Below are 20,318 nucleotides of genomic sequence, written 5' to 3'. Positions count from 1 at the left end.
GCGCTTATAGTCTCCTCGATATTCCGAGTTACGTTCTTGACTGCTTGACCAGCCCTGCGATCACGTCTCGTACCGACATGCCTTCGGCGCGAGCCGAAAAGGTCAGCGCCATGCGGTGTTGCAGCACCGGCTCGGCCAGCGCATGCACATCGTCGAGCGAAGGCGCAAGCCGGCCTTCATAGAGCGCGCGAGCGCGGGCGCAGAGCATCATCGCCTGGCCGGCGCGCGGACCCGGACCCCAGGCGACATGTTTGTCGGTCGAGGCATTGCCCTGACCCGGACGAGCGGAACGCACCAGGGAGAGGATGGCATCGACGACGCCGTCGCTGACTGGCATCTGGCGGATCAGCGTCTGGATCTCGATCAATCGCTCGGCATTGATCACCGCATGTGGTGTCGCTTCGTTGAGGCCCGTGGTTTCGAGCAGGATCCGGCGTTCGTCGGCAAGTTCGGGATAGTCGACGTCGACCTGCAGCAGGAAGCGGTCGAGCTGCGCTTCCGGCAGAGGATAGGTGCCTTCCTGCTCCAGCGGGTTCTGCGTTGCCAGAACATGGAACGGCGCCGGCAGATCGTAGCGCTGACCGGCGATAGTGACGTGATATTCCTGCATCGACTGCAGCAGCGCCGATTGCGTGCGTGGCGAGGCGCGGTTGATTTCGTCGGCCATCAGCAATTGCGCGAAGACCGGGCCTTTGACGAAGCGGAAGGAGCGGCGGCCGCTTTCATCCTGGTCCATGACTTCGGAGCCGAGAATATCCGACGGCATCAGGTCCGGCGTGAACTGCACGCGGCTGGCGGCAAGGCCGAGGACGGCGCCGAGCGTGGTCACCAGCTTGGTCTTGGCAAGGCCGGGCACGCCGACCAGCAGGGCATGGCCGCCGCCGAGCACGGCGAGAAGCGTGTTTTCGACGACGCTTTCCTGACCAAAGATGACCTTTGAAACCTCGTCGCGGATGGTGGCGATATCGCCCAGTGCCCGCTCGGCCGATGCAATCATGGCCTGGTCATCGAGGCTCGTTTCGGTCGATTTGATCATGCCCATTTGCATCTCCAACGGCTGAAAAACGGTACGCGCGATTCGCAGACCTTACACATTTGCCTCATACTCAATACAACTTACCGCCATGAAGATAGCTGACAAGCGCGTTTCGAATGACTATCTCGTGAGAAACGGCTGTATTCAGGACTAAGTGCAAACCGGGACGGAACAATGGCAAGCGAAGAAATCAGGGCGACGAGCGATGCGGCAAGTCTGGCTGCGCTGATTTCGCGCGCGGCCGGCGACAATGGCGGACGCAAGAAGGGCCTGCCACCCGTAGAGCGCTGGAACCCACCGTTTTGCGGCGATATCGACATGGAAATCCGCGCCGACGGCACCTGGTTCTATATGGGTACGCCTATCGGGCGCGCGCCGCTGGTGCGGCTGTTTTCCACAGTTCTGCGCAAGGACGCGGATGAAAAGACCTATCTGGTCACGCCTGCGGAAAGGGTCGGCATTCGCGTCGTCGATGCGCATTTCGTCGCCGTCGAGATGAGCGTGACCGAACGCGACGGCAAACGGCTGCTGACGTTCCGCACCAATGTGGGAGATGTCGTCGAGGCGGGCAGGGAGCACCCGATACGTTTCGTCATCAGCGGTGACAATGACGAACTGAAACCCTATCTGCATGTTCGCGGCCGGCTGGAAGCGCTGGTGACACGGGCGGTGATGTATGATCTCGTCGAACTCGGCGAGACGGTGGTGATTGCCGGGCGGGAGATTTTCTGCGTGCGCTCCGGCACCTCTGTCTTTCCCGTCATGCCGGTTGCCGAATTGGATGCCCTGACGCGATGAGCGAATTTCCCCTTTATTCCGCCGGCGAATTCCGGCGGCGTGCGCTCAATCAGAGCGGTGGCCCGGTCGAGCTTGCCTGGCGTGACCATGGCGACCATGTGCTTAACCCGGAAACGACCTTGCAAGCCGAGGGTCTGACGCTGCGCGATGCGGCGGTGCTGGTGCCTGTGGTGGATTATGGCGAGGACGCCAAGGTCATCTTCACGCTGCGCACCTCGACTTTGCGCAAGCATTCCGGCCAGATCGCCTTTCCAGGCGGCGCCATCGATCCGGAGGACGCATCGCCGGAAATGGCGGCGATGCGCGAGGCGGCCGAAGAGATCGGCCTCGCGGATATCTTCATCGAGCCGGTGGCTCGATTGCCGCATTATCTGGCCGCGACCGGCTTTCGCATCACGCCGATCCTGGCGGTGGTCAAGCCCGGTTTTGAGTTGACGCTCAATCCGACCGAGGTGGAGGATGCGTTTGAAGTGCCGCTTTCCTTCCTGATGGATCCGGATCATCACGTCACCGACAGCATGGTGTGGCAGGGGATCGAGCGCCAGTTCTATCGCATGCCCTATGGATCGCACATGATCTGGGGCATTACAGCGGGCATTGTCCGGACACTCTATGAAAGGCTCTATTCATGACTTCCGTTGCCGGTGAGACCTGGTTCAAGGACGAGGCCCTGCAGCGCGTGCTGTCCCTGTTGAACGCCGATGGCGGCGAGGGGCGTGTCGTTGGCGGCGCGGTGCGCAACAGCCTTATGGGGCTGCCGGTCGCCGATATCGATATTGCCACGACCTTGCTGCCGCAGGCGGTCATCGAAAGGGCCGCTGCCGCCGGTATCAAGGCGGTTCCGACGGGTATCGCGCATGGGACCGTGACGCTGATCATCGATGGAAAACCATTTGAGATCACCACCTTGCGCCGCGATGTTGAAACGGACGGTCGCCGCGCTCAGGTGGCGTTCAGCGATGACTGGCAGGCGGACGCCGAACGGCGTGACCTGACGATCAACGCGCTCTATGCTTCGGATAGCGGTGAGGTCGTCGATATGGTCGGCGGACTTGCCGATCTCGAGCGCCGCAATATCCGCTTCATCGGTGATGCTGCGACGCGGATCGCCGAAGACCATCTGCGTATCCTGCGCTTCTTTCGATTCTTCGCCTATTACGGCAGCGGCCGGCCGGATGCTGACGGGTTGCGTGCCTGCGCGGCGGCACGCTCCAAGATCGCATCGCTGTCGGCAGAGCGCGTCTGGTCGGAAATGAAGAAGCTGCTTGCGGCCAAGGATCCAGGCCGGGCCTTGCTCTGGATGCGGCAGGTCGGGATCCTGACCGAGGTGCTGCCGGAAACCGAGAAATGGGGCATCGACGCCATTCCGGCGCTGGTCGCCACGGAACAGGCGCTTGGCTGGACGCCTGATCCGTTGCTGCGGCTTGCGGCCATCGTGCCGCCGGATGCTGCAAGGCTGGCAAAGCTTGCCGAAAAGCTGCGGCTGTCGAAGGCGGAGGCTGCCTCTTTGCAGGGCTGGGCAAATGCGCCCGGTATCAAGGACGATATCTCCGAAGCGGCCTTCGACCGCTTGCTTTACCGCTATGATACGCCCGGCGTTGCCGCTCGGCTGAAGCTGGCGCTTGCCGTTGCGCGAGGCAAGGCGGAAGGCGATTTTGAGGAGATGGCGCGCACGGCCCGGCTGGGCAAGCTACTGGAGCGGACGACAGGCTGGAAGAAGCCGGTCTTTCCGGTCAGCGGCGCGGATGCGCTGGCTGCGGGCGTCAGCGCCGGGCCTCGGGTCGGCGAAATCCTTGGCAAGCTCGAGCAGCAATGGCTCGACGGCAATTTCTCCATGGACCGGGCGGCTCTGCTCGCCCGGCTGAAGGAATTGATCGAGTCCTGATGCCTATAGGCTGAGATTAGGCGGCATTCGCTTCGTCGCGAATGCGGGCCTTGATATTGTCGACCATGCCTTCCCGGATGGTCGTCTCGCCATGGGCGTTACGCATGTGCTCGACGGCGCGACGAACCACTTCGGCATCGTCATTGGCGCGGGTGTGCCAGTTGCAGCCGGGCACGAGCGTCCCACATTCGAACAGTCGCATATCTGCCTCCTGATATTTCAACGCGATGTCATTTGTTCATGCCGTAGGGCATGAAGGTCAAAACGCGAAAGGTGGAGAAAGGTTTCCTCCGCCCGGCAAGGCCTCCACCCCCCGGACGATACTTTCCGGACATCAGTCCGGCATGGCCCACGCCTTGAAGCAATCCGCGGACTGATATCTCGGCGCAGGCGCTTGCCGGGCCGGACGATCCGCCGCCATGCTGGCGATCTCGCCAGGTGACTTACCGGCGAGCTGCATTCTGACCTGCTCGATGAAGCAGGAGAGGGGCAGATCCGATCCGCTTCTGATCCGCATATCCTCAGCCAGCCGAACTATGAATTCCGGCGTGTCGACGCTGCGCGAAAGCTTCTGTTCATTCGCAGTCTCTGCCGTTTGATTCTGTACTGCCATTACAATCTCCTCCGATTGAAACGCGCATTACCTAACCTAGGTACTCCTCCGAACGATTTCAGGGTGCTCCTGATGTTTTAATGTCGGCGCTTACGGCCAACGCACCACGGGCGGCAGGGAAGATAGGATCGACTCGACATTGCCGCCTGTCTTCAGCCCGAAGATTGTACCTCGGTCGTAGAGCAAATTGAACTCCACATAGCGTCCGCGACGGATCAATTGTTCGTCGCGATCCTCTTCGGTCCATGCTTCGTTGAAGTTCGAGCGCACGATCCGGGGATAGACCATGGAAAATGCGCGGCCGACATCGCGCGTGAAGGCGAAATCGGCGTCCCAGCCGCCGGCTTCTTCTGTGGAATGCAGCCAGTCGAAGAAAATGCCGCCGATGCCGCGCGATTCATTGCGATGCTTCAGATGGAAATACTCGTCGCACCAAGCCTTGTAGCGCTGGTAGTCCGCCACTTTATGGCGATCGCAAACGATCTGCATCGCGCGGTGGAAGAGGACACTATCGGTGTCTTCCTGCGTGCGGCGCCGGTTGAGCATCGGCGTCAGATCGCAGCCGCCGCCGAACCATTGGCTTGTCGTCACCACCATGCGGGTGTTCATGTGCACGGTCGGCACGTTCGGATTAACCGGGTGGGCGATCAGCGACAGGCCTGAAGCCCAGAAGCGCGGATCTTCTTCTGCGCCCGGGATCTGGCTGCGAAAATCGGGCGAGAATTCGCCATAGACGGTGGAGGTGTGAATGCCGACCTTCTCGAAGACGCGGCCTTCCATCATCGACATGCGCCCGCCGCCGCCTTCGCCGTTCTCCCGCTGCCAGTCCTTGGCAACGAAGCGCCCCGGCGTCTGATCGGAAAGGGGGCCGGCGAGGTCGTCCTCCAGCTGTTCGAACTCGGCGCAGAGCGCGTCGCGCAGGCTCTGAAACCAGCCTTGTGCTGCCTCCTTTTTTTCTTCGATATCCTCAGGCAGTTCCTTGGGGAGGTTCGGTCGTTCCATATGTGCTCTCCGGATACGGGCGGCCAGAGGCCCGCGATTCGATTTGTCGCCTTGAATATCAGCAACATCGTGGCGGAACCAGCGCACTGGTCTCACCGGAGAATCGACTCGCAAATTGTCAAATGCGGTATTATCTTCTCTCTCAAAGGCGAGGTTTCATGATGAAGATACCCGGACCGCCGCCCCTCGATGGGTTGAAACAGAGAATATTCCGGTACCGGCAGGAAAATCCCGCTGGCAGAAAGAATGATTTCGTTCGCGAGACGTTTTGTCTCAGCCGCCCGGAAGCACGCGCCAAGGCGCGCGAATGGTTCGATTCATTTCCGAAGGCTGCTTACTGGACCGAAGTCGAAAGCTGGCGGCAGGTCGATGGCGACCGCATCGAGTTCACCATGCGGCGCCTGCCATCGGCGGATTGATCGGAATATGGCAACAGCTTGCCGTCGCCAGCGGTTGGAAGCGGCTATTGCGTGTTCCGCAGCCGACTTTCGATCAATAGCCCACTCTCATCCAGGATCGGATGCGCCACGGAGACGATGTGGGCGTTGATGCGCTTCAGGTCGCGCAGCATGTCGAGATGCAGCGAGCTGGTCTGCAGGCTGTCGACGCGGCCGTCGCGCAGGCGCTCGAGGTGGCGCTCGGAGGATTGCTTCTCAAGCCGGCGGACATCGACCTTTACCTCCATGAGCTGACGGGCGAGGTTGAAATCGCGGGTGACGAAGATGGTCTGGGCGATGCGCAGATTGTCGATCGTCATGCCGAAGAGCTTTTTCAGTTCCTGATAGCCGTCGTCCGAGAAGGTCAGGCCCTTGCCGATCTTCTTTGCAACTTGTTCGGCCAGGCCCTTTTCGATGATGTCGCCGATATGCTCGAGGTTGATGGCGTAGTCGATAATGACGATCGAGCGGCGGCCGTTTTCGTCGTCCAGCCCTTCGCGCCCGAGCTTGGAGAGGTAGATCTTCACGTCCTGCTGGATGCGGTCGACGCGCTTTTCCAGAACCGCGATTTCCTTCAGCGGCGACAGGTCGTTGTGGTTGAAGGCATTTTCGGTGCGGATCAGCATGCGTTCGATGAGATCGCCGACGCCGAGCACTTCGCGTGTCGCGCTGGCGAGCGCCACGACTGGCGTGCTGAGTGCGTTATGGTCGAGAAATTTCGGCCCGTCATCGGTCTTAGGATCGTCGGCCACCATCCGCAGCATCGTCTTCGACAGAAAGGACGAGAACGGCCAGGCAACGATGGCGAGGGCGATGTTGAAGAGCAGGTGCACGTCGACCGGCAGCTTGGCCGGCGAAAAATGCATGCCCTGCATCCACGCGCCGATATAGCTCGCAAAGGGCAGGACGATGAGACAGCCGATGGTGCGCACGATCAGGTTGCCAAGCGTCACCCGCCGGGCGGTGGCCGGGCCGGAGAGGGTGGCCATGACGGGCGGGATCGCGCCGCCGAGATTGGCGCCGAGCACGAGAACGACGGTGAGGGCTGGGGAAAGGATGCCGGCCGAGGCAAGCGACAGGATCAGCACGACCACGGCGAGGCTGGACGACGAGACGAAGGCGAGCACGGCCGAAAAGATCAGCGCCACCGGCAGTGCTCCATCCAGCAGGCCGATGAAGGCCGCGAGCGCCGGCGATTGCCGCATCGGCTCCGTGGCGAGGCTCAGAAGTTGTAGCGACAGCAACATCAGGCCGATGCCGATCAGGGCTGTGCCAGCGCCCTGTTGCGTAGTGGCTGAGCGACGGTAGAGCACGATGCCGATCAGAATGATCAGCGGTGACAGCCATTCGATGCCGGTCGCGACGATCCACGCCGTCACGGCGGTTCCGACATTGGCGCCGAGCAGCACTATCTGAGCCATGCTGGGCAGGACGAGATCGCGCTCGACGAAGGAGGCGATCATCAGCGCAGTCGCGGTCGAGCTTTGCAGCGCCACGGTTGCGACAAAGCCGGAGACGAAGGAGCGAAGGCCGCCGCGTGTGCCGCTGGCAAGGCCAGTTCTAAGCCGGGCGCCGAAGGCACGCGACACACCATCCTTTACCTGTGCGAGGCCGAACAGCAGCAAAGCCACGGCTCCGAACAGATTGATCATCACGACGGTGGAATCCATGTCGTCTTTTTATATCTTTCCCATGCCGCGATGCTATTGACGATGAATGGAAATTGTACGGAAGGCACTGAAAAGGCATGTATTTCAGTATCTTTTCTTTCATATGGAATCGCAGCAATTTAACTTGCCGGCTAAGGTTTATACGCGCGTTGCGCCCATGCTCCAACACTATGAGCGACATATTGGGGCAATATTTGCGCAGTGCCCGATTTTAATGCGGTTTCGGCGGCGGCAATTCGGCGGAAGGACCGGGTTCCTTCGATGGAATATGGGGCAAGCTCTTGTCAGAGAAGGATTTTTTCACCTTCTCGATCGTCGCAGGACGCCGCCTCGCCCGCACTGAAGGCGAGGGGACGGTGGTTTCGGCTATCGAAGCGTCTGTCTTTGCCACGACATGCAGCGCCGATGCGGCGAGAGCCTTTCCGGCAATCGGCGCGACGGCCAGGATCTCCTTCAGCACGGATGTCACCGGCAGATGGCTGTGAAAATCCGTATTGGTGTGATGCCCGGCATGCGGAACGCGGCGATCGGTGGAAATGAACGGCCGGGAATTCATTTCGCCGAACCAGTCCCATTCGCCGATAACATCGACCACATCGGAAAAGATCGGCGGCATGGCGATGCGGGTGCCGATGGTGACGATCTTCGTATCCTCCGCCAGTTTTGCGGCTCGGGCCTCGTCCTGCCTGCCGAGATCGTGAAGTGCTGCCGAGAGCACCAGATTGCCTTTGGAGTGGCCGACGAGCAGACAGAAGGAGAAGCGGGGATCTGCCAGAAGCGCTCGCACCGTGCGAGTGTCCAGGCTGGTACGTGGCGCTGTCTCGTCGCTGCGCGCGTCGGTGGCGCCGAATTTCGGTCGTCCGGCAAAGTCGTCCAGTATTTCAAGGACCGGGCGCAGGCCCTTGAGATGGCCGAAGAAGAAATATCCGCCAAGCGTCTCGGTGATGACATCGGCGAGACCGTAGCCGGAGACGACGACCGCGACGGGTGCCGCGATCGCATCAGCCACATTGCGGGCAAAGGCCGCTGCGCCTAGAGCGGAGCCGCCGATCCCGGCAACCGCCAGCGCTTGCACTTCACGACCGCCGCGCCGCGCAAACTCTTCCAGCGTTTCGCATAGAATGATCGCGCCGCTGCCGCTTGGCGGAACGATCATGATCGTGCCTTCGGCTGCTAGAGAATCGCTGATGTAGAAGGCTTCTTCCGGGGTGATGACCTTGACGTCGTAAAACAGCGCATCGAGCGTCGTGTTGCGCTGGCGAAGGGCTTCCAGGGCAAGATTGCGCATTGGCGAGCGTTGCAGCCGTTCGGGAAGGCTGAGGGTACGCGCGAACTGAGTAAGAGTGAGGGTGAATGCCGTCTGGAACATGGGTCACCTCGTCAAGGCTGCCGTAGATTAGAGCATTCCGAAGGAAAGCTTCTCACACTTTATTCGGCATGCCAACGACAATTCAGCGACGTTGTGCTCTGAGACGGCGCGAGATTACGACCACGTCGTCTGCCGTAAAGCTTCGCCCGATATCATCGCGACGGACATGGCTAGATTGATGGAGCGCTGGCCTTCGATCATTGGAATCAGGACGCGGCCATCCGCCCTTTCGTGGACGTGATCCGGCACGCCGGCGCTCTCGCGGCCGAAGAGCAGGATATCGTCTTCCCGGAAGGCGAAATCCGTGTAGCGCTCAGCCGCTTTGGTGGAGGCGAGCACCAGTCGCCGCCCGGTTGTCGCGCGCCAGGCCTCGAAGCGTTCCCAATTCACATGCCGTGTCAGCGCGACGGCGGAGAGGTAATCCATGCCGGCGCGCTTGAGGTTGCGGTCCGAAATATCGAAGCCGGCGGGCTCGATGATATCGACGCCAAAGCCGAGGCAGGCGGCAAGCCGAAGGATCGTGCCGGTGTTGCCGGGAATATCGGGCTGGTAGAGGGCGATGCGCAGCGAAGTCATGGTTTGCAACTAGCGAAAACAACCGGATTTGTCTTCGGCTTTCGTCGAATACCCCTATTTTTGTGATGTCCTCCATCAGCAAAATTGAAGATTCCGGCGCGTTTTTGGGCATATTTCGCTTTTCAAAGCCGAAAATGCACGGTAAAAGGGAGCCGCTCTGCAACTTGCGACATGGGAGGCTCAGATGAATATCTCGTTTGTTATGATGCGCCTCCCGGCCATGCGCACATGGCTGTGATTCAGGCGCTCTAAAGCGCATTTTCGCGAGTTCCCCCTTTTTCGATTCGTTACGCGGCTGATATGGCCTCGTTCTTTATATCACCCGGCCACCATATCAGCCTGCGATCCCTTGAGATGCAGCAACCATGGCCAAAGGGTCGAGTCTTTGGAGCATTTCATGTTTGGCTGGTTCGAACAGCGACTGACCCCGTTTCCGACCGAGGTGCCGGATGTTCCGCCGCGGGGTCTTTTTGCCTTTTGCTGGCATTATACCAAGCCGGCGGCGCCTTGGCTGATCGCCATGGCGTTTCTCACCATGCTGATCGCTATCGGCGAAGTCGCGCTGTTCCAGTTTCTCGGCGACATCGTCGATTGGCTGTCGCATGCCGACAGGGCGACGTTCTTGCAGACGGAGTGGCACAAGCTCTTCTGGATGGGCGCCATGGTGCTGGTCGGTCTGCCGCTTGCGGCTGTGCTTGACAGCATCATCATGCATCAGGTGCTTCTCGGCAATTATCCGATGAGTGCCCGCTGGCAGATGCACCGCTTCCTGCTGCGTCACAGCATGACCTTCTTCGCCAACGAGTTCGCCGGTCGTGTCGCCACCAAGGTGATGCAGACCTCGCTTGCCGTACGCGAAGCCGTCATGAAGATTCTCGATGTCTTCGTTTATGTCGTCACCTATTTCCTGTCGATGATCCTGGTCATCGCGATGGCGGACTGGCGGCTGATGTTGCCGATCCTGGCGTGGCTGGCGATCTATGTTGGTATCGTTGGTTATTTCGTGCCGCGACTGCGCAAGATCGCAGCCGCCCAGGCCGATGCGCGCTCGACGATGACCGGGCGGGTGGTCGACAGCTATACGAACATCGCGACGGTGAAGCTGTTTTCACATGCGGGCCGCGAGGAGGTTTACGCCAAGGACGGGATGGATGGATTCCTCCAAACCGTCTACGGGCAAATGCGCAAGGTGACGTTGTTCTACATCGCAGTTTATATCAACAACTGCGTGGCGCTGTTCGCCATCTCGGCGCTGTCGATCTGGTTCTGGCTCAGTGGCTCGATCTCGATCGGCGCCATCGCCATCGCCATCGGCCTTGCCATGCGCGTCAACGGCATGTCGCAATGGATCATGTGGGAAGTCTCGGCGCTGTTCGAGAATATCGGCACGATCTATGACGGCATCGAGATGCTGACGAAGCCGCACGATATCGTCGATGTGCCGGCAGCGCCGGCGATGACGGCCCAGAAGGGCGCGATCCACTTCGATCAAGTCCGCTTCCATTATGGCAAGGCCAAGGGTGTCATCGACAACCTGACCTTCGATATCAGTGCCGGCGAGAAAGTCGGCCTTGTCGGCCGCTCCGGCGCCGGCAAGACGACGCTGATGAACCTGCTACTTCGATTCTACGATCTGGAAAGCGGGCGCATCAGCATCGACGGCCAGGATATCTCCAAGGTGACGCAGGACAGCCTGCGCTCGCTGATCGGCGTGGTGACGCAGGATACGTCGCTGCTGCACCGCTCGATCCGCGACAACATCGCCTATGGTCATCCGGAGGCGACCGACGCCGATATCATCCAGGCGACCAAGCGCGCCAATGCCTGGGAGTTTGTCGAGGGTCTGGTCGATATGCAAGGCCGCGAGGGGCTCGACGCGCAGGTCGGTGAGCGTGGCGTCAAGCTCTCCGGCGGCCAGCGGCAGCGCATCGCGATCGCCCGCGTCTTCCTGAAGGACGCGCCGATCCTGGTGTTGGACGAAGCAACCTCGGCGCTCGATTCAGAAGTGGAAGCGGCGATCCAGGAAAACCTCTTCGCGTTGATGCAGGGCAAGACGGTGATCGCGATCGCCCACCGCCTGTCGACGCTGACCGAGATGGACCGCGTGATCGTTCTCGACAAGGGCCACATCATCGAGACGGGCACGCATCACGACCTAGTCCAGAGCGGCGGCGTTTATGCCGATCTCTGGAACCGCCAGTCCGGCGGGTTCCTGGCGGACCATGAAGAGGCTGAGGCGGCGGCGCAGTAAGATCAAGAGAAGGGCGGGCTTCGGGGCTCGCCCTTTTTGTTTGGGTTTGCATACCTCAATGTATTTGGTGGCTACTTCTTCTTATCTATTGAGAACAGTTAAGAGCGCGTGCTAATATAAATCTCAAATGGAGATAGGATGGCGCGCGATGGCTACCGTTACAATATCCCTGCCGGACAACCTGAAAGCCTTCATGGAAGGGCAAATTGCCAATAAAGGCTTCGGGAATGTCAGTGAATATGTTCGCAGTCTGCTTCGCGAGGCACAAGCCAAGGAAAATGAAGCGCGCCTGCAGTCATTGCTGCTCGAGGGGCTGGCCTCCGGGGACGGGCATGAAGTAACTGAGGAGTTCTGGACTGAACTTAAGGCGGAAGCTGCTGAACTATTCGCCAAAGCGAAATCCGGAAAAGTCTCTCAGTGAAATTGATCGTTAAGCCGGCGGCCCGCTCGGATATTCTTGAGCAATTGCGATATTATACCGATACCGGCGGTAACGATGTTGGTGATCGCTTTTTCGTGGGGATCCGACACTCCTTGTTGACTATTGCGCAGGCCCCATCGGCTGGATCGCCTCGTCATTTCGACAACCCGGCTCTCGATGGCCTGAGATCGCGGATGGTATCGGGTTTCGAGTCAATTCGCGTTTATTACCTTATCCGAGATGAAACGACCATCGTTGTCCGCATCTTGCATGGACGGCGTGACCTGCTAGCTATTCTGAGCGAAGACGACGGGGCGACGTGAAGTGCCGAGTGCTTTTTGGCGCCAAACATGACAAAAATATAATGTTTTCCACCCACGGCATTGCTTTGCGCGCTCGGCGAAACCTCCTATATCGCATGGGATGTTGATCCGTTCCGTCTACCGATTGTTCGAGACTTGGATTGATCCCTACGACCGCAGTGGCGACCTTCAGCCGCCGCGGTCGCTTTGGGCTTTCATCTGGTATTATGTCGGTCAGGCGAAAGGCCCGTTCCTGGCGATGGCGGCGCTTGGCGGGGCCGTGGCGATGCTTGAGGCGGCGCTGTTCTGGTTTGTCGGGCATCTCGTGGATATCCTGGACAAGGTAAAGCCGGGCGAGGGCTGGACTGGGCTGCTCGCTGGCCATGGCGGCACGTTGCTCGGCATGGTCTTCGTCGTACTGGTCGTGCGGTTCTTTGTGGTCAGCCTCGGCGCGCTGGTCGAGGAGCAAGTGGTCGTTCCCGGCTTTCTCAATTTGGTGCGCTGGCAGGCCTATGCGCATGTCGCGCGTCAATCGATAAGCTTCTTTCAGAATGATTTTTCCGGCCGCATCGTCACCAAGGTCTGGTCGGCGGGGCAGTCGACCGGCGATCTCGTCGTGTCGCTGCTGCAGGTGGTCTGGTTTATCATCATCTATGCCGCCTCGACTATTGCGTTGGTTGGAGGGCTGGACTGGCGCCTGGCACTCGTAATCACGGTTTGGATCGGCGTCTTCTCGCTGCTCGCCCGTTATTTCGTGCCGCGCATCCGCCGTCATGCCCGCAATTCGGCCGAAGCAGCGTCGGTGTTGAACGGCCGCATGGTCGATGCCTATGCCAATATCCAGACACTGAAGCTCTTCGGCCGTGAAGAGCAGAACGACGATTACATCCGCAACGGCTTCGATCGCTTTCAGGCGGCGGTCATTCCGTTTACGCGACTTCTGACCGGCGTGCGCTCGTCGCTGGCACTTCTGTCTGGCGTGATGATCACGACTATCGCGGCCCTGGCCATCCATCTGTGGCTTGCCGGCGACATCTCGACCGGTGGTGTTGCCTTCACGCTCAGCATGGTGCTGCGGCTCAATATGCTCTTCGGCCGGATGATGTCGCAGTTCAATGCCATCATGCGCAATCTCGGCACGATCCAGAACTCGGCGGAAATGATCTCGGAGCCGATCGGTCTGGTCGATCAGCCGGGCGCCAGGGATCTGCAGATCGTCCGCCCGGACATCCGCTTCGAGCATGTGGCCTTCCACTACGGTCGCGGCAGCGGCATCATCGAGGATTTCTCGCTGACCGTCCGCGCTGGTGAGAAGGTCGGCATCGTCGGCCGCTCGGGGGCAGGCAAGACGACGCTCGTCAATCTGCTCCTGCGCTTCTACGATCTCGAAGGCGGCCGTATCCTGATCGACGGACAGGATATCGCCACGGTCCGACAGGAGTCGCTGCGCGCCGAGATCGGTATGGTCACCCAGGATACTGCGCTTCTCAACCGCTCCGTCCGCGACAATATCCTTTTCGGCCGTCCGCTAGCGAGCGAGGAACAGCTGGCGCAGGCGACGCGGCGGGCGGAGGCGGACAGGTTCATCGCGACACTGGAGGACCAGAAGGGCCGAAAAGGCTATGCCGCCCATGTCGGCGAGCGCGGCGTGAAACTCTCCGGGGGTCAGCGCCAGCGCATCGCCATTGCCCGCGTCATGCTGAAGGACGCGCCGATCCTGGTGCTGGACGAGGCGACCTCGGCGCTGGATTCCGAAGCGGAGGCAGCGCTGCAGTCCAATCTCGAAACGTTGATGGAAGGCAAGACGGTGCTGGCCATCGCGCATCGGCTCTCGACCATCGCCAAGCTCGACCGGCTGATCGTCATCGACAAGGGCAAGATCATCGAGGATGGCACGCATGACGAGCTGATTGCCCGTGGCGGTCTCTATTCCGAGCTTTGGGCACGCCAATCCGGCGGCTTTATCGCAGAGGATGCGGAGTAAAGCCGTCATCGCAAGCGTCTGGCGACTTTCCGATAAGTTGACACAAAATCAAAGTGCTACTTTGAAACGCTAAACTCGGTCATCAGGCCGAAATGGTTCGAGCCCATGGCGTCGGGTATCTGTCGGACGGATATCAGCCGCAACGGCGCGCGCGCAAAAACATGGTCTATTGCGATGCCGTAAGCACCGGCCATGACCGGCCAGGTGGCGGGCTCCGGAAAAGCATGGCTGAGTTCGGTGTCCTTGAGGAAATCCCGCATATCCGGGGCAATCACCGACGCATTGAAATCACCGGCAAGGATCAGCGGTCCGTGAATTTGCCTGAGGATTGGGCCGAGGATGCTCAACTCGTCCGCATGAAATTCGTCGAAATAGGGCTTGCTCAGATGCGCCGAAGCAAAGTTCACCGGCTGGCCGCCCATGTCGATGGTCGCGAGAATGAAACGATTGCGCCAGAGGCTGCCGAGGCTGCGCATGTCCTGCGTCTGGAACGGTCGCTTCGACAGCAGCAGGGAGTCGCAGTCGTCGGTCATGACTCCGCAGCCGATGCGATAGGGGTAGATATCGCTGATGCGCTGCAGCTCGGCTTTGATCGGCTCGGCCTCGAAAATCTCCACGACATCGGCGTTGGAGCTAAGGATGAAGTCGGCGATGCCGGCGCCGTTTTCGAAATTGCTGTTCTCGATGTTGAAGGAGAGCAGCTTGAAGCTTTTGCCCGCATCGGTCTCTGTTGCAGGGGAGGCGGCATGTTCCCGAAGCATCAGGACCGAATGGACCGCGAGCCCGACCCCGAAGACGACGAGGAGAACCGCATACCAGTGCCGCCGGAAGAGAAGCGCGAGCAGGGCAAGCAAAATGCCGAAAAGGCTGAAATGCGTCTGCAGGCTCTCGAAGAATGCGAGCAGCCAGATGTCGATGGCATAGCGTGCCGCCAGCGTGACCAGCAATAAGGTCACCAGCACGCATAAAACGCAGTAAATCGTCTGCCTCATAAACATATCCTTGGCATTGCTAAAACGCAGTTCAAAAGCGGGCGGCAGAGCGTGAAATGATGCGTAATGCGGTCATGAAATCCATAGTGTCAAAAGGCAAGGAAAGACTATCGTCTTAGAGATCAATGACCGGCGTGTCATTGAATTTGTTGCGATGCAGCATTGAAATCATTGTTTATTTTGCTCCGCAATGAGAAAATTTATTATGCGAATCTTACGGTTTTTCATGCTCTTACGCCGATTTGACTGCTGGCGTTGATTTTAAGCTCGCTGCGCGCGGCCAAATAGCGCGCTTTTCCCGCGACATTGTGCCTCCACCCCTTGCCAAGACTGGACATAATTTGCGATCAAGCTTAGAACGCGGCGGGATACGGAGGAATCTATGGCGGAATTATGGTCGCGTTGATTCGCCGTTAGTGAGGGGGTACCGCAGCGCTTAGCTGCGGTTTTGCGGAAGAGGATGGTCCGGCTTTGAGCGAGCATACTACGACGAGTGAAACCACGGGCGAGCCAACTCGCCGAGACTTCCTTTATCTGACGACGGGCATGGCCGGCGCGGTCGGTGCCGTTGCCGTTGCATGGCCGTTTATCGACCAGATGCGACCGGATGCCTCGACGCTAGCTCTTGCTTCCATCGAAGTTGACGTGACCAGCCTGGAGCCGGGCATGTCTCTGACGGTGAAATGGCGCGGCAAGCCGGTCTTCATCCGCAATCGCACGCAAAAGGAAATCGACGACGCCAAGGGTACGGAGATCAAGGATCTGAAGGACCCTGTCGCTCGCAATGCCAATCTGGCAGCGGATGCGCAGGCGACCGATGTCGCGCGTTCGGCCGGTGATGGGAAAGAGAACTGGCTTGTCATGATCGGCGTCTGCACCCATCTCGGTTGCATACCGCTCGGTCAGGCAGGGGAATATGGCGGGTGGTTCTGTCCCTGCCATGGTTCGGTCTATGACACCGCCGGTCGCATCCGCCATGGGCCAGCGCCGCAGAACCTCGCCATTCCGCTATATGCGTTCACCGCAGAAAAAAGATCAAGGTCGGTTGAGGGGGAACTGAATCATGAGTGCTCATTCGTCTTACGAGCCATCCACAGGGCTCGAAAAATGGGTCGATGCGCGGTTGCCGCTGCCGCGTATGGTCTATGACAGTTTCATCGCCTATCCGGTCCCGCGTAATCTGAACTATGCCTATACGTTCGGCGCCATGCTGGCCGTGATGCTTATCCTGCAAATCCTGACCGGTGTTGTTCTTGCCATGCATTATGCGGCGGACACGACCGTCGCCTTCAACTCGGTCGAGAAGATCGTGCGCGACGTCAACCATGGTTGGCTGCTGCGCTACATGCACGCCAATGGCGCGTCCTTCTTCTTCGTTGCGGTCTATCTCCACATCGCCCGTGGCCTCTACTACGGCTCCTACAAAGCGCCGCGCGAGATCCTCTGGATCCTCGGCGTGATCATCTACCTCCTGATGATGGCAACGGCCTTCATGGGCTACGTTCTGCCCTGGGGTCAGATGTCCTTCTGGGGCGCGACCGTCATCACTGGGTTCTTCTCGGCCTTCCCCTGGATCGGAGACTGGATCCAGTCCTTCCTGCTCGGCGGCTTTGCCGTCGACGATCCGACGCTCAATCGCTTCTTCTCGCTGCACTATCTGCTGCCGTTCATGATCGCGGGTGTCGTTATCCTGCACATCTGGGCGCTGCATGTGACCGGCCAGACGAACCCGACAGGCGTCGAGGTCAAGTTGAAGACCGACACCGTGCCCTTCACGCCCTATGCGACGCTGAAGGATGCGCTCGGCGTTTCCATCTTCCTGCTGGTCTTCGCCTATTTCGTCTTCTACCTGCCGAACTTTCTTGGCCATGCCGACAACTACATTCCGGCCAATCCGCTGAAGACGCCGGCTCACATCGTTCCGGAATGGTACTTCCTGCCGTTCTACGCGATGCTGCGCTCGATTACCTTCAACATCGGCCCGATCGACTCCAAGCTTGGTGGCGTTTTGACGATGTTCGGTGCGATCATCGTGCTGTTCTTCCTGCCTTGGCTGGACACGTCGAAGATCCGCTCGGCGGTCTATCGTCCCTGGTACAAGCTGTTCTTCTGGCTGTTCGTGGCCGATGCCGTTCTGCTCGGCTGGCTCGGTTCGCAGCCGGCGGAAGGTAATTTCGTCGTGATCTCGCAGTTTGCGACGCTGTTCTACTTCCTGTTCTTCCTCGTCGCCATGCCGGTTCTCGGTCTGGTCGAAACACCGAGGCGCATTCCAAATTCGATTACGGAGGCGGTCCTTGAGAAGCAGAACGGCAAAACAGCCGTTCCGGCTCAAGCGTAACCGGGGAAGAGAACAATGAAAAATCTTGTTGCCGGCCTTCTGTCGCTCGCACTTATCGGTGGCTTCGCCACGGTTGCCGCCGTTGCCGCGGAAACCAAGCCCGCCGCCGAAGAAGCGACACCGCACTACCCGCTCAAGGAGCCGAGGACGCAGAACTGGACCTTCTCCGGTCCCTTCGGCTACTACGACAAGGCGCAGCTCCAGCGCGGCCTCAAGGTCTACACGGAAGTCTGTTCCGCCTGCCATTCGATGAAGCTGGTGCCCTTCCGTACGCTGGGTGAGCTTGGCTATTCGGAAGCGCAGGTCAAGACTTTCGCGGCGAACTACGAGGTACAGGACGGTCCGAACCCTCAGGGCGAGATGTTTACCCGCAAGGCGCTTCCGTCCGACCACTTCCCGTCGCCGTTCCCGAATGACGAGGCGGCAGCCGCCTCGAATAACGGGGCCGTGCCGCCGGACATGTCGCTGCTCGCCAAGGCGCGTGAAATCGAGCGCGGCTTCCCGCAGTTCGTTTTCGACATCTTCACGCAGTATCAGGAAGGCGGGCCGGATTATATCTACTCGCTGCTGACGGGCTATGAAGAGCCTCCGGCCGGTTTCAAGGTGCCGCAGGCCTCGCACTACAATCCTTATTTCGATGCCGCCGCGACCTTCGCCATGCCGAAGCCGCTTTCCGACGGGCAGGTCACCTATGACGACGGCTCGCCGCAGACGGTCGATCAGTATTCGCACGATGTTTCCGCTTTCCTGATGTGGGCTGCAGAGCCGCATCTGGAGGAGCGCAAGCATCTCGGCTTCATGGTCATCATATTCCTGCTGATCTTCTCGACGCTGATCTATCTCACCAAGCGGTCGGTCTACGCCAAGGCTGGCGCTCACTAAGCAGTTCAGCCATGCAACCAACAAAAAAAGGCGGCTCTAATAGGCCGCCTTTTTTGTTGGTATCGCGCATGCGTCTTGATAGGGTGCGACCGGCCCTATCATAGCCTGAGAGTATATATTTCCATGAATACTATCGCTTCGGAGCTTGCCGCCAGCATCCGCTCCATTCCGGACTATCCCAAGCCCGGCATCATCTTTCGCGACATCACCACGATGCTCGGCAACGCCAAGGCGTTTCGCCGGGCTGTCGATGCGCTGGTGCAGCCTTATGCCGGCACCAAAATCGATAAGGTCGCCGGCATGGAGGCCCGCGGCTTCATTCTGGGCGGCGCGGTGGCGCATCAGCTGTCGGCCGGTTTCGTGCCGATCCGCAAGAAGGGCAAGCTGCCGCATGATATTGTGCGCATCGCCTATAGCCTCGAATACGGCGTCGACGAGATGGAGATGCACCGCGACGCCGTGAACCCCGGCGAAAAGGTGATCCTAGTCGACGACCTGATCGCGACCGGCGGCACCGCCGTTGGCGCAACACAGCTGCTGCGCCAGATCGGCGCCGAGGTCGTCGCCGCCTGCTTCGTCATCGACCTGCCGGATCTCGGTGGCCGCAAGAAGCTGGAAGCGCTTGATGTACCGGTTCACACGCTGGTGGAATTCAGCGGGCATTGAAGACCAACCTGCCTTCGCCTCAAACGGGGCGAAGGTGTTTATTCAAACTCCAGCACAGTGCTCTCGAAGCGTATCACCGGCACGCCATGCTGGTTGGTTCCGTCACAGAGGATGGTGTTGAGCGTCCAGCCTGGGCGTGAGGCCAATGGGCGGCTGGAAAGCAGGGTGACGCCGTAGGTGACGGTATCGCCGGCAAAGACCGGGCGCAGCCATTGCAGCTTCTGGAAGCCGGCCGAGGGGCCGAGTTTGGGCGGCTTTTTGCCCTCGGTGATCAGGCGGGCGGTTTCGCCCTTCCAGTAGTCGATGAAGGTCCTCATCCAGGCGGCGCAGGAGTGCCAACCGGAAGCGCAGAGCCCGCCGAACAGCGTGTCCTTGGCAGCTTCCGCGTCCATATGGAAAATCTGTGGGTCGAAGCGCGAGGCGAAGCGGACGATGTTTTCGGGCGTAAACGTATGGCTGCCGATCTCGGTCCGCTCACCCGTGGGGTAGAGTTCCATCATCTTCATGCCGAGGTCTCCACGGGCGAGCGCATGCGGATCATGGTGGCGTTCTCGCCGAGGCAGACGAGTTCGCCGTGCTGGTTCTTCACCTCATGCCGGAACTTGACGATGCCGATGCCGGGGCGGGAACGCATGGCGCGGGATTCGAGTACGATCGAACGGCCGGAAATCGTGTCGCCGGCGAGAACCGGCTTCTTCCACTCCATGAAATCGATGCCGGGTGCGCCTTCGGATTCGGTGTTGAGCAAATAGCTGTCGCACATCATGCGCATGAACATCGCCGAGGTATGCCAGCCGGAGGCGGCAAGCCCGCCGAGAATGCTGGCGCGGCCGGCAGCTTCGTCGAGGTGCATGGGCTGCGGGTCGAACTCGCTTGCGAATTCAATGATTTCTTCGGTCGTCACATGCTTCGGCCCGAGCGGAAATACCTGTCCCGGCTGAAAATCCTCATATGTCAGTTTCGCCATATCCGTCACCGGCCTCCTCATTCCCTCCCTGCGCAATCGCATGTCGGGCAGGAGTGGCGCAAGTATTTTTCGCGGCGATGACGGGGAAAGGGTGCGGCTTGAGCCGGGTCACGGTCCGGCTGTTGCCGG

21 protein-coding genes and 1 pseudogene are annotated in these 20,318 nt (G+C 59.8%); 12 read left to right on the top strand and 10 right to left on the bottom strand.

The window, feature by feature from the left end; all coding sequences use genetic code 11:
- Positions 1 to 28 precede the first annotated feature (28 nt).
- The gene (locus tag HB780_RS19105; RefSeq protein ID WP_183695061.1) at positions 29 to 1,042 is read right to left on the bottom strand and encodes an AAA family ATPase; all 1,014 of its coding nucleotides are present in this window, start codon (positions 1,040 to 1,042) and stop codon (positions 29 to 31) included.
- A gap of 168 nt (positions 1,043 to 1,210) precedes the next feature.
- Between HB780_RS19105 and HB780_RS19100 the strand changes: the two genes are divergently transcribed.
- The 3 genes from HB780_RS19100 to HB780_RS19090 are packed head-to-tail and all read left to right on the top strand — an operon-like array spanning position 1,211 to position 3,719.
- Positions 1,211 to 1,834 (top strand): DUF1285 domain-containing protein, encoded by a 624-nt coding sequence (locus tag HB780_RS19100; RefSeq protein WP_183695058.1) that lies wholly within the window; start codon positions 1,211 to 1,213, stop codon positions 1,832 to 1,834.
- Positions 1,831 to 2,466, top strand: a complete 636-nt coding sequence (locus HB780_RS19095; protein WP_183695055.1) for a CoA pyrophosphatase — start codon at positions 1,831 to 1,833, stop codon at positions 2,464 to 2,466. The genes HB780_RS19100 and HB780_RS19095 overlap by 4 nt, the downstream gene beginning before the upstream one ends.
- Positions 2,463 to 3,719, top strand: a complete 1,257-nt coding sequence (locus tag HB780_RS19090) for a CCA tRNA nucleotidyltransferase (protein WP_183695052.1) — start codon at positions 2,463 to 2,465, stop codon at positions 3,717 to 3,719. Before HB780_RS19095 ends, HB780_RS19090 begins: the two co-directional genes overlap by 4 nt.
- A gap of 16 nt (positions 3,720 to 3,735) precedes the next feature.
- Here the strand turns inward: HB780_RS19090 and HB780_RS19085 are convergent, their stop codons facing one another.
- From HB780_RS19085 to hemF, 3 genes are all read right to left on the bottom strand, one after another.
- On the bottom strand, positions 3,736 to 3,921 hold the full coding sequence (locus HB780_RS19085) for a DUF1059 domain-containing protein (protein ID WP_183695049.1): 186 nt from the start codon (positions 3,919 to 3,921) through the stop codon (positions 3,736 to 3,738).
- A gap of 132 nt (positions 3,922 to 4,053) precedes the next feature.
- Positions 4,054 to 4,332, bottom strand: a complete 279-nt coding sequence (locus tag HB780_RS19080) for a hypothetical protein (protein ID WP_183695046.1) — start codon at positions 4,330 to 4,332, stop codon at positions 4,054 to 4,056.
- A gap of 90 nt (positions 4,333 to 4,422) precedes the next feature.
- A complete protein-coding gene (gene hemF / locus HB780_RS19075) occupies positions 4,423 to 5,334 on the bottom strand; it encodes an oxygen-dependent coproporphyrinogen oxidase (protein WP_183695043.1) in 912 nt (303 codons plus the stop codon).
- A 158-nt stretch (positions 5,335 to 5,492) separates the two neighbouring features.
- Between hemF and HB780_RS19070 the strand changes: the two genes are divergently transcribed.
- Complete coding sequence (locus tag HB780_RS19070; protein ID WP_183695040.1) at positions 5,493 to 5,753, top strand: hypothetical protein; 261 nt, start codon at positions 5,493 to 5,495, stop codon at positions 5,751 to 5,753.
- A 44-nt stretch (positions 5,754 to 5,797) separates the two neighbouring features.
- On the opposite strand, the gene HB780_RS19065 is transcribed toward HB780_RS19070, so the two are convergent.
- The 3 genes from HB780_RS19065 to HB780_RS19055 form a co-directional block, all read right to left on the bottom strand.
- Entirely contained in the window at positions 5,798 to 7,441 is a 1,644-nt protein-coding gene (locus HB780_RS19065; RefSeq protein ID WP_183695037.1) for a Na/Pi cotransporter family protein, read from the bottom strand.
- A 211-nt stretch (positions 7,442 to 7,652) separates the two neighbouring features.
- Positions 7,653 to 8,810 (bottom strand): hypothetical protein, encoded by a 1,158-nt coding sequence (locus HB780_RS19060; RefSeq protein WP_183695034.1) that lies wholly within the window; start codon positions 8,808 to 8,810, stop codon positions 7,653 to 7,655.
- 114 nt (positions 8,811 to 8,924) lie between these two features.
- A complete protein-coding gene (locus tag HB780_RS19055; protein WP_183695031.1) occupies positions 8,925 to 9,386 on the bottom strand; it encodes a tRNA (cytidine(34)-2'-O)-methyltransferase in 462 nt (153 codons plus the stop codon).
- A gap of 397 nt (positions 9,387 to 9,783) precedes the next feature.
- Here HB780_RS19055 and HB780_RS19050 point away from each other — a divergent pair, with 397 nt between their 5' ends.
- The 4 genes from HB780_RS19050 to HB780_RS19035 all read left to right on the top strand — a co-directional run bounded on the left by HB780_RS19050 (position 9,784) and on the right by HB780_RS19035 (position 14,344).
- Positions 9,784 to 11,637, top strand: coding sequence for an ABC transporter ATP-binding protein (locus tag HB780_RS19050; protein WP_183695028.1), 1,854 nt, complete (start codon positions 9,784 to 9,786; stop codon positions 11,635 to 11,637).
- A gap of 148 nt (positions 11,638 to 11,785) precedes the next feature.
- Positions 11,786 to 12,058, top strand: a complete 273-nt coding sequence (locus HB780_RS19045; protein ID WP_183695025.1) for a ribbon-helix-helix domain-containing protein — start codon at positions 11,786 to 11,788, stop codon at positions 12,056 to 12,058.
- On the top strand, positions 12,055 to 12,381 hold the full coding sequence (locus HB780_RS19040) for a type II toxin-antitoxin system RelE/ParE family toxin (protein WP_183695022.1): 327 nt from the start codon (positions 12,055 to 12,057) through the stop codon (positions 12,379 to 12,381). Before HB780_RS19045 ends, HB780_RS19040 begins: the two co-directional genes overlap by 4 nt.
- 100 nt (positions 12,382 to 12,481) lie before the next feature.
- Positions 12,482 to 14,344, top strand: coding sequence for an ABC transporter ATP-binding protein (locus tag HB780_RS19035; RefSeq protein ID WP_183695019.1), 1,863 nt, complete (start codon positions 12,482 to 12,484; stop codon positions 14,342 to 14,344).
- Positions 14,345 to 14,400: 56 nt separating this feature from the next.
- Here HB780_RS19035 and HB780_RS19030 read toward each other — a convergent pair whose 3' ends face one another.
- Positions 14,401 to 15,336 carry an endonuclease/exonuclease/phosphatase family protein gene (locus tag HB780_RS19030; protein ID WP_183695016.1) on the bottom strand — a complete coding sequence of 312 codons (936 nt, stop codon included), beginning with the start codon at positions 15,334 to 15,336 and terminating at the stop codon, positions 14,401 to 14,403.
- A 471-nt stretch (positions 15,337 to 15,807) separates the two neighbouring features.
- Here HB780_RS19030 and petA point away from each other — a divergent pair.
- The 4 genes and pseudogenes from petA to HB780_RS19010 all read left to right on the top strand — a co-directional run bounded on the left by petA (position 15,808) and on the right by HB780_RS19010 (position 19,222).
- Positions 15,808 to 16,385: pseudogene (gene petA, locus HB780_RS19025) on the top strand (ubiquinol-cytochrome c reductase iron-sulfur subunit).
- 14 nt (positions 16,386 to 16,399) lie between these two features.
- Positions 16,400 to 17,674, top strand: a complete 1,275-nt coding sequence (locus HB780_RS19020; protein ID WP_183695013.1) for a cytochrome b — start codon at positions 16,400 to 16,402, stop codon at positions 17,672 to 17,674.
- Positions 17,675 to 17,689: 15 nt separating this feature from the next.
- Positions 17,690 to 18,556 (top strand): cytochrome c1, encoded by an 867-nt coding sequence (locus HB780_RS19015; protein ID WP_183695010.1) that lies wholly within the window; start codon positions 17,690 to 17,692, stop codon positions 18,554 to 18,556.
- A gap of 123 nt (positions 18,557 to 18,679) precedes the next feature.
- The gene (locus HB780_RS19010; protein WP_183695007.1) at positions 18,680 to 19,222 is read left to right on the top strand and encodes an adenine phosphoribosyltransferase; all 543 of its coding nucleotides are present in this window, start codon (positions 18,680 to 18,682) and stop codon (positions 19,220 to 19,222) included.
- Between the two features lie 38 nt (positions 19,223 to 19,260).
- On the opposite strand, the gene HB780_RS19005 is transcribed toward HB780_RS19010, so the two are convergent.
- Together HB780_RS19005 and HB780_RS19000 are read right to left on the bottom strand one after the other, a co-directional pair.
- On the bottom strand, positions 19,261 to 19,728 hold the full coding sequence (locus HB780_RS19005) for a MaoC family dehydratase (RefSeq protein WP_183695005.1): 468 nt from the start codon (positions 19,726 to 19,728) through the stop codon (positions 19,261 to 19,263).
- Positions 19,725 to 20,189, bottom strand: coding sequence for a MaoC family dehydratase (locus HB780_RS19000; RefSeq protein ID WP_183695002.1), 465 nt, complete (start codon positions 20,187 to 20,189; stop codon positions 19,725 to 19,727). Before HB780_RS19000 ends, HB780_RS19005 begins: the two co-directional genes overlap by 4 nt.
- Positions 20,190 to 20,318: the final 129 nt, after the last annotated feature.

Source organism: Rhizobium lusitanum, assembly GCF_014189535.1.
Taxonomy (GTDB): domain Bacteria; phylum Pseudomonadota; class Alphaproteobacteria; order Rhizobiales; family Rhizobiaceae; genus Rhizobium; species Rhizobium lusitanum_C.
The sequence above is the reverse complement of the archived record's forward strand: the minus strand, read 5'-3'. Positions and strand labels throughout refer to the sequence as shown.

Bases quoted from the DNA above. Each gene is read 5' to 3' on its own strand.
- HB780_RS19105 (WP_183695061.1), bottom strand. From the start codon at position 1,042: ATGGGCATGATCAAATCGACCGAAACGAGCCTCGATGACCAGGCCATG.
- HB780_RS19100 (WP_183695058.1), top strand. From the start codon at position 1,211: ATGGCAAGCGAAGAAATCAGGGCGACGAGCGATGCGGCAAGTCTGGCT.
- HB780_RS19095 (WP_183695055.1), top strand. From the start codon at position 1,831: ATGAGCGAATTTCCCCTTTATTCCGCCGGCGAATTCCGGCGGCGTGCG.
- HB780_RS19090 (WP_183695052.1), top strand. From the start codon at position 2,463: ATGACTTCCGTTGCCGGTGAGACCTGGTTCAAGGACGAGGCCCTGCAG.
- HB780_RS19085 (WP_183695049.1), bottom strand. From the start codon at position 3,921: ATGCGACTGTTCGAATGTGGGACGCTCGTGCCCGGCTGCAACTGGCAC.
- HB780_RS19080 (WP_183695046.1), bottom strand. From the start codon at position 4,332: ATGGCAGTACAGAATCAAACGGCAGAGACTGCGAATGAACAGAAGCTT.
- hemF (WP_183695043.1), bottom strand. From the start codon at position 5,334: ATGGAACGACCGAACCTCCCCAAGGAACTGCCTGAGGATATCGAAGAA.
- HB780_RS19070 (WP_183695040.1), top strand. From the start codon at position 5,493: ATGATGAAGATACCCGGACCGCCGCCCCTCGATGGGTTGAAACAGAGA.
- HB780_RS19065 (WP_183695037.1), bottom strand. From the start codon at position 7,441: ATGGATTCCACCGTCGTGATGATCAATCTGTTCGGAGCCGTGGCTTTG.
- HB780_RS19060 (WP_183695034.1), bottom strand. From the start codon at position 8,810: ATGTTCCAGACGGCATTCACCCTCACTCTTACTCAGTTCGCGCGTACC.
- HB780_RS19055 (WP_183695031.1), bottom strand. From the start codon at position 9,386: ATGACTTCGCTGCGCATCGCCCTCTACCAGCCCGATATTCCCGGCAAC.
- HB780_RS19050 (WP_183695028.1), top strand. From the start codon at position 9,784: ATGTTTGGCTGGTTCGAACAGCGACTGACCCCGTTTCCGACCGAGGTG.
- HB780_RS19045 (WP_183695025.1), top strand. From the start codon at position 11,786: ATGGCTACCGTTACAATATCCCTGCCGGACAACCTGAAAGCCTTCATG.
- HB780_RS19035 (WP_183695019.1), top strand. From the start codon at position 12,482: ATGTTGATCCGTTCCGTCTACCGATTGTTCGAGACTTGGATTGATCCC.
- HB780_RS19030 (WP_183695016.1), bottom strand. From the start codon at position 15,336: ATGAGGCAGACGATTTACTGCGTTTTATGCGTGCTGGTGACCTTATTG.
- HB780_RS19020 (WP_183695013.1), top strand. From the start codon at position 16,400: ATGAGTGCTCATTCGTCTTACGAGCCATCCACAGGGCTCGAAAAATGG.
- HB780_RS19015 (WP_183695010.1), top strand. From the start codon at position 17,690: ATGAAAAATCTTGTTGCCGGCCTTCTGTCGCTCGCACTTATCGGTGGC.
- HB780_RS19010 (WP_183695007.1), top strand. From the start codon at position 18,680: ATGAATACTATCGCTTCGGAGCTTGCCGCCAGCATCCGCTCCATTCCG.
- HB780_RS19005 (WP_183695005.1), bottom strand. From the start codon at position 19,728: ATGAAGATGATGGAACTCTACCCCACGGGTGAGCGGACCGAGATCGGC.
- HB780_RS19000 (WP_183695002.1), bottom strand. From the start codon at position 20,189: ATGGCGAAACTGACATATGAGGATTTTCAGCCGGGACAGGTATTTCCG.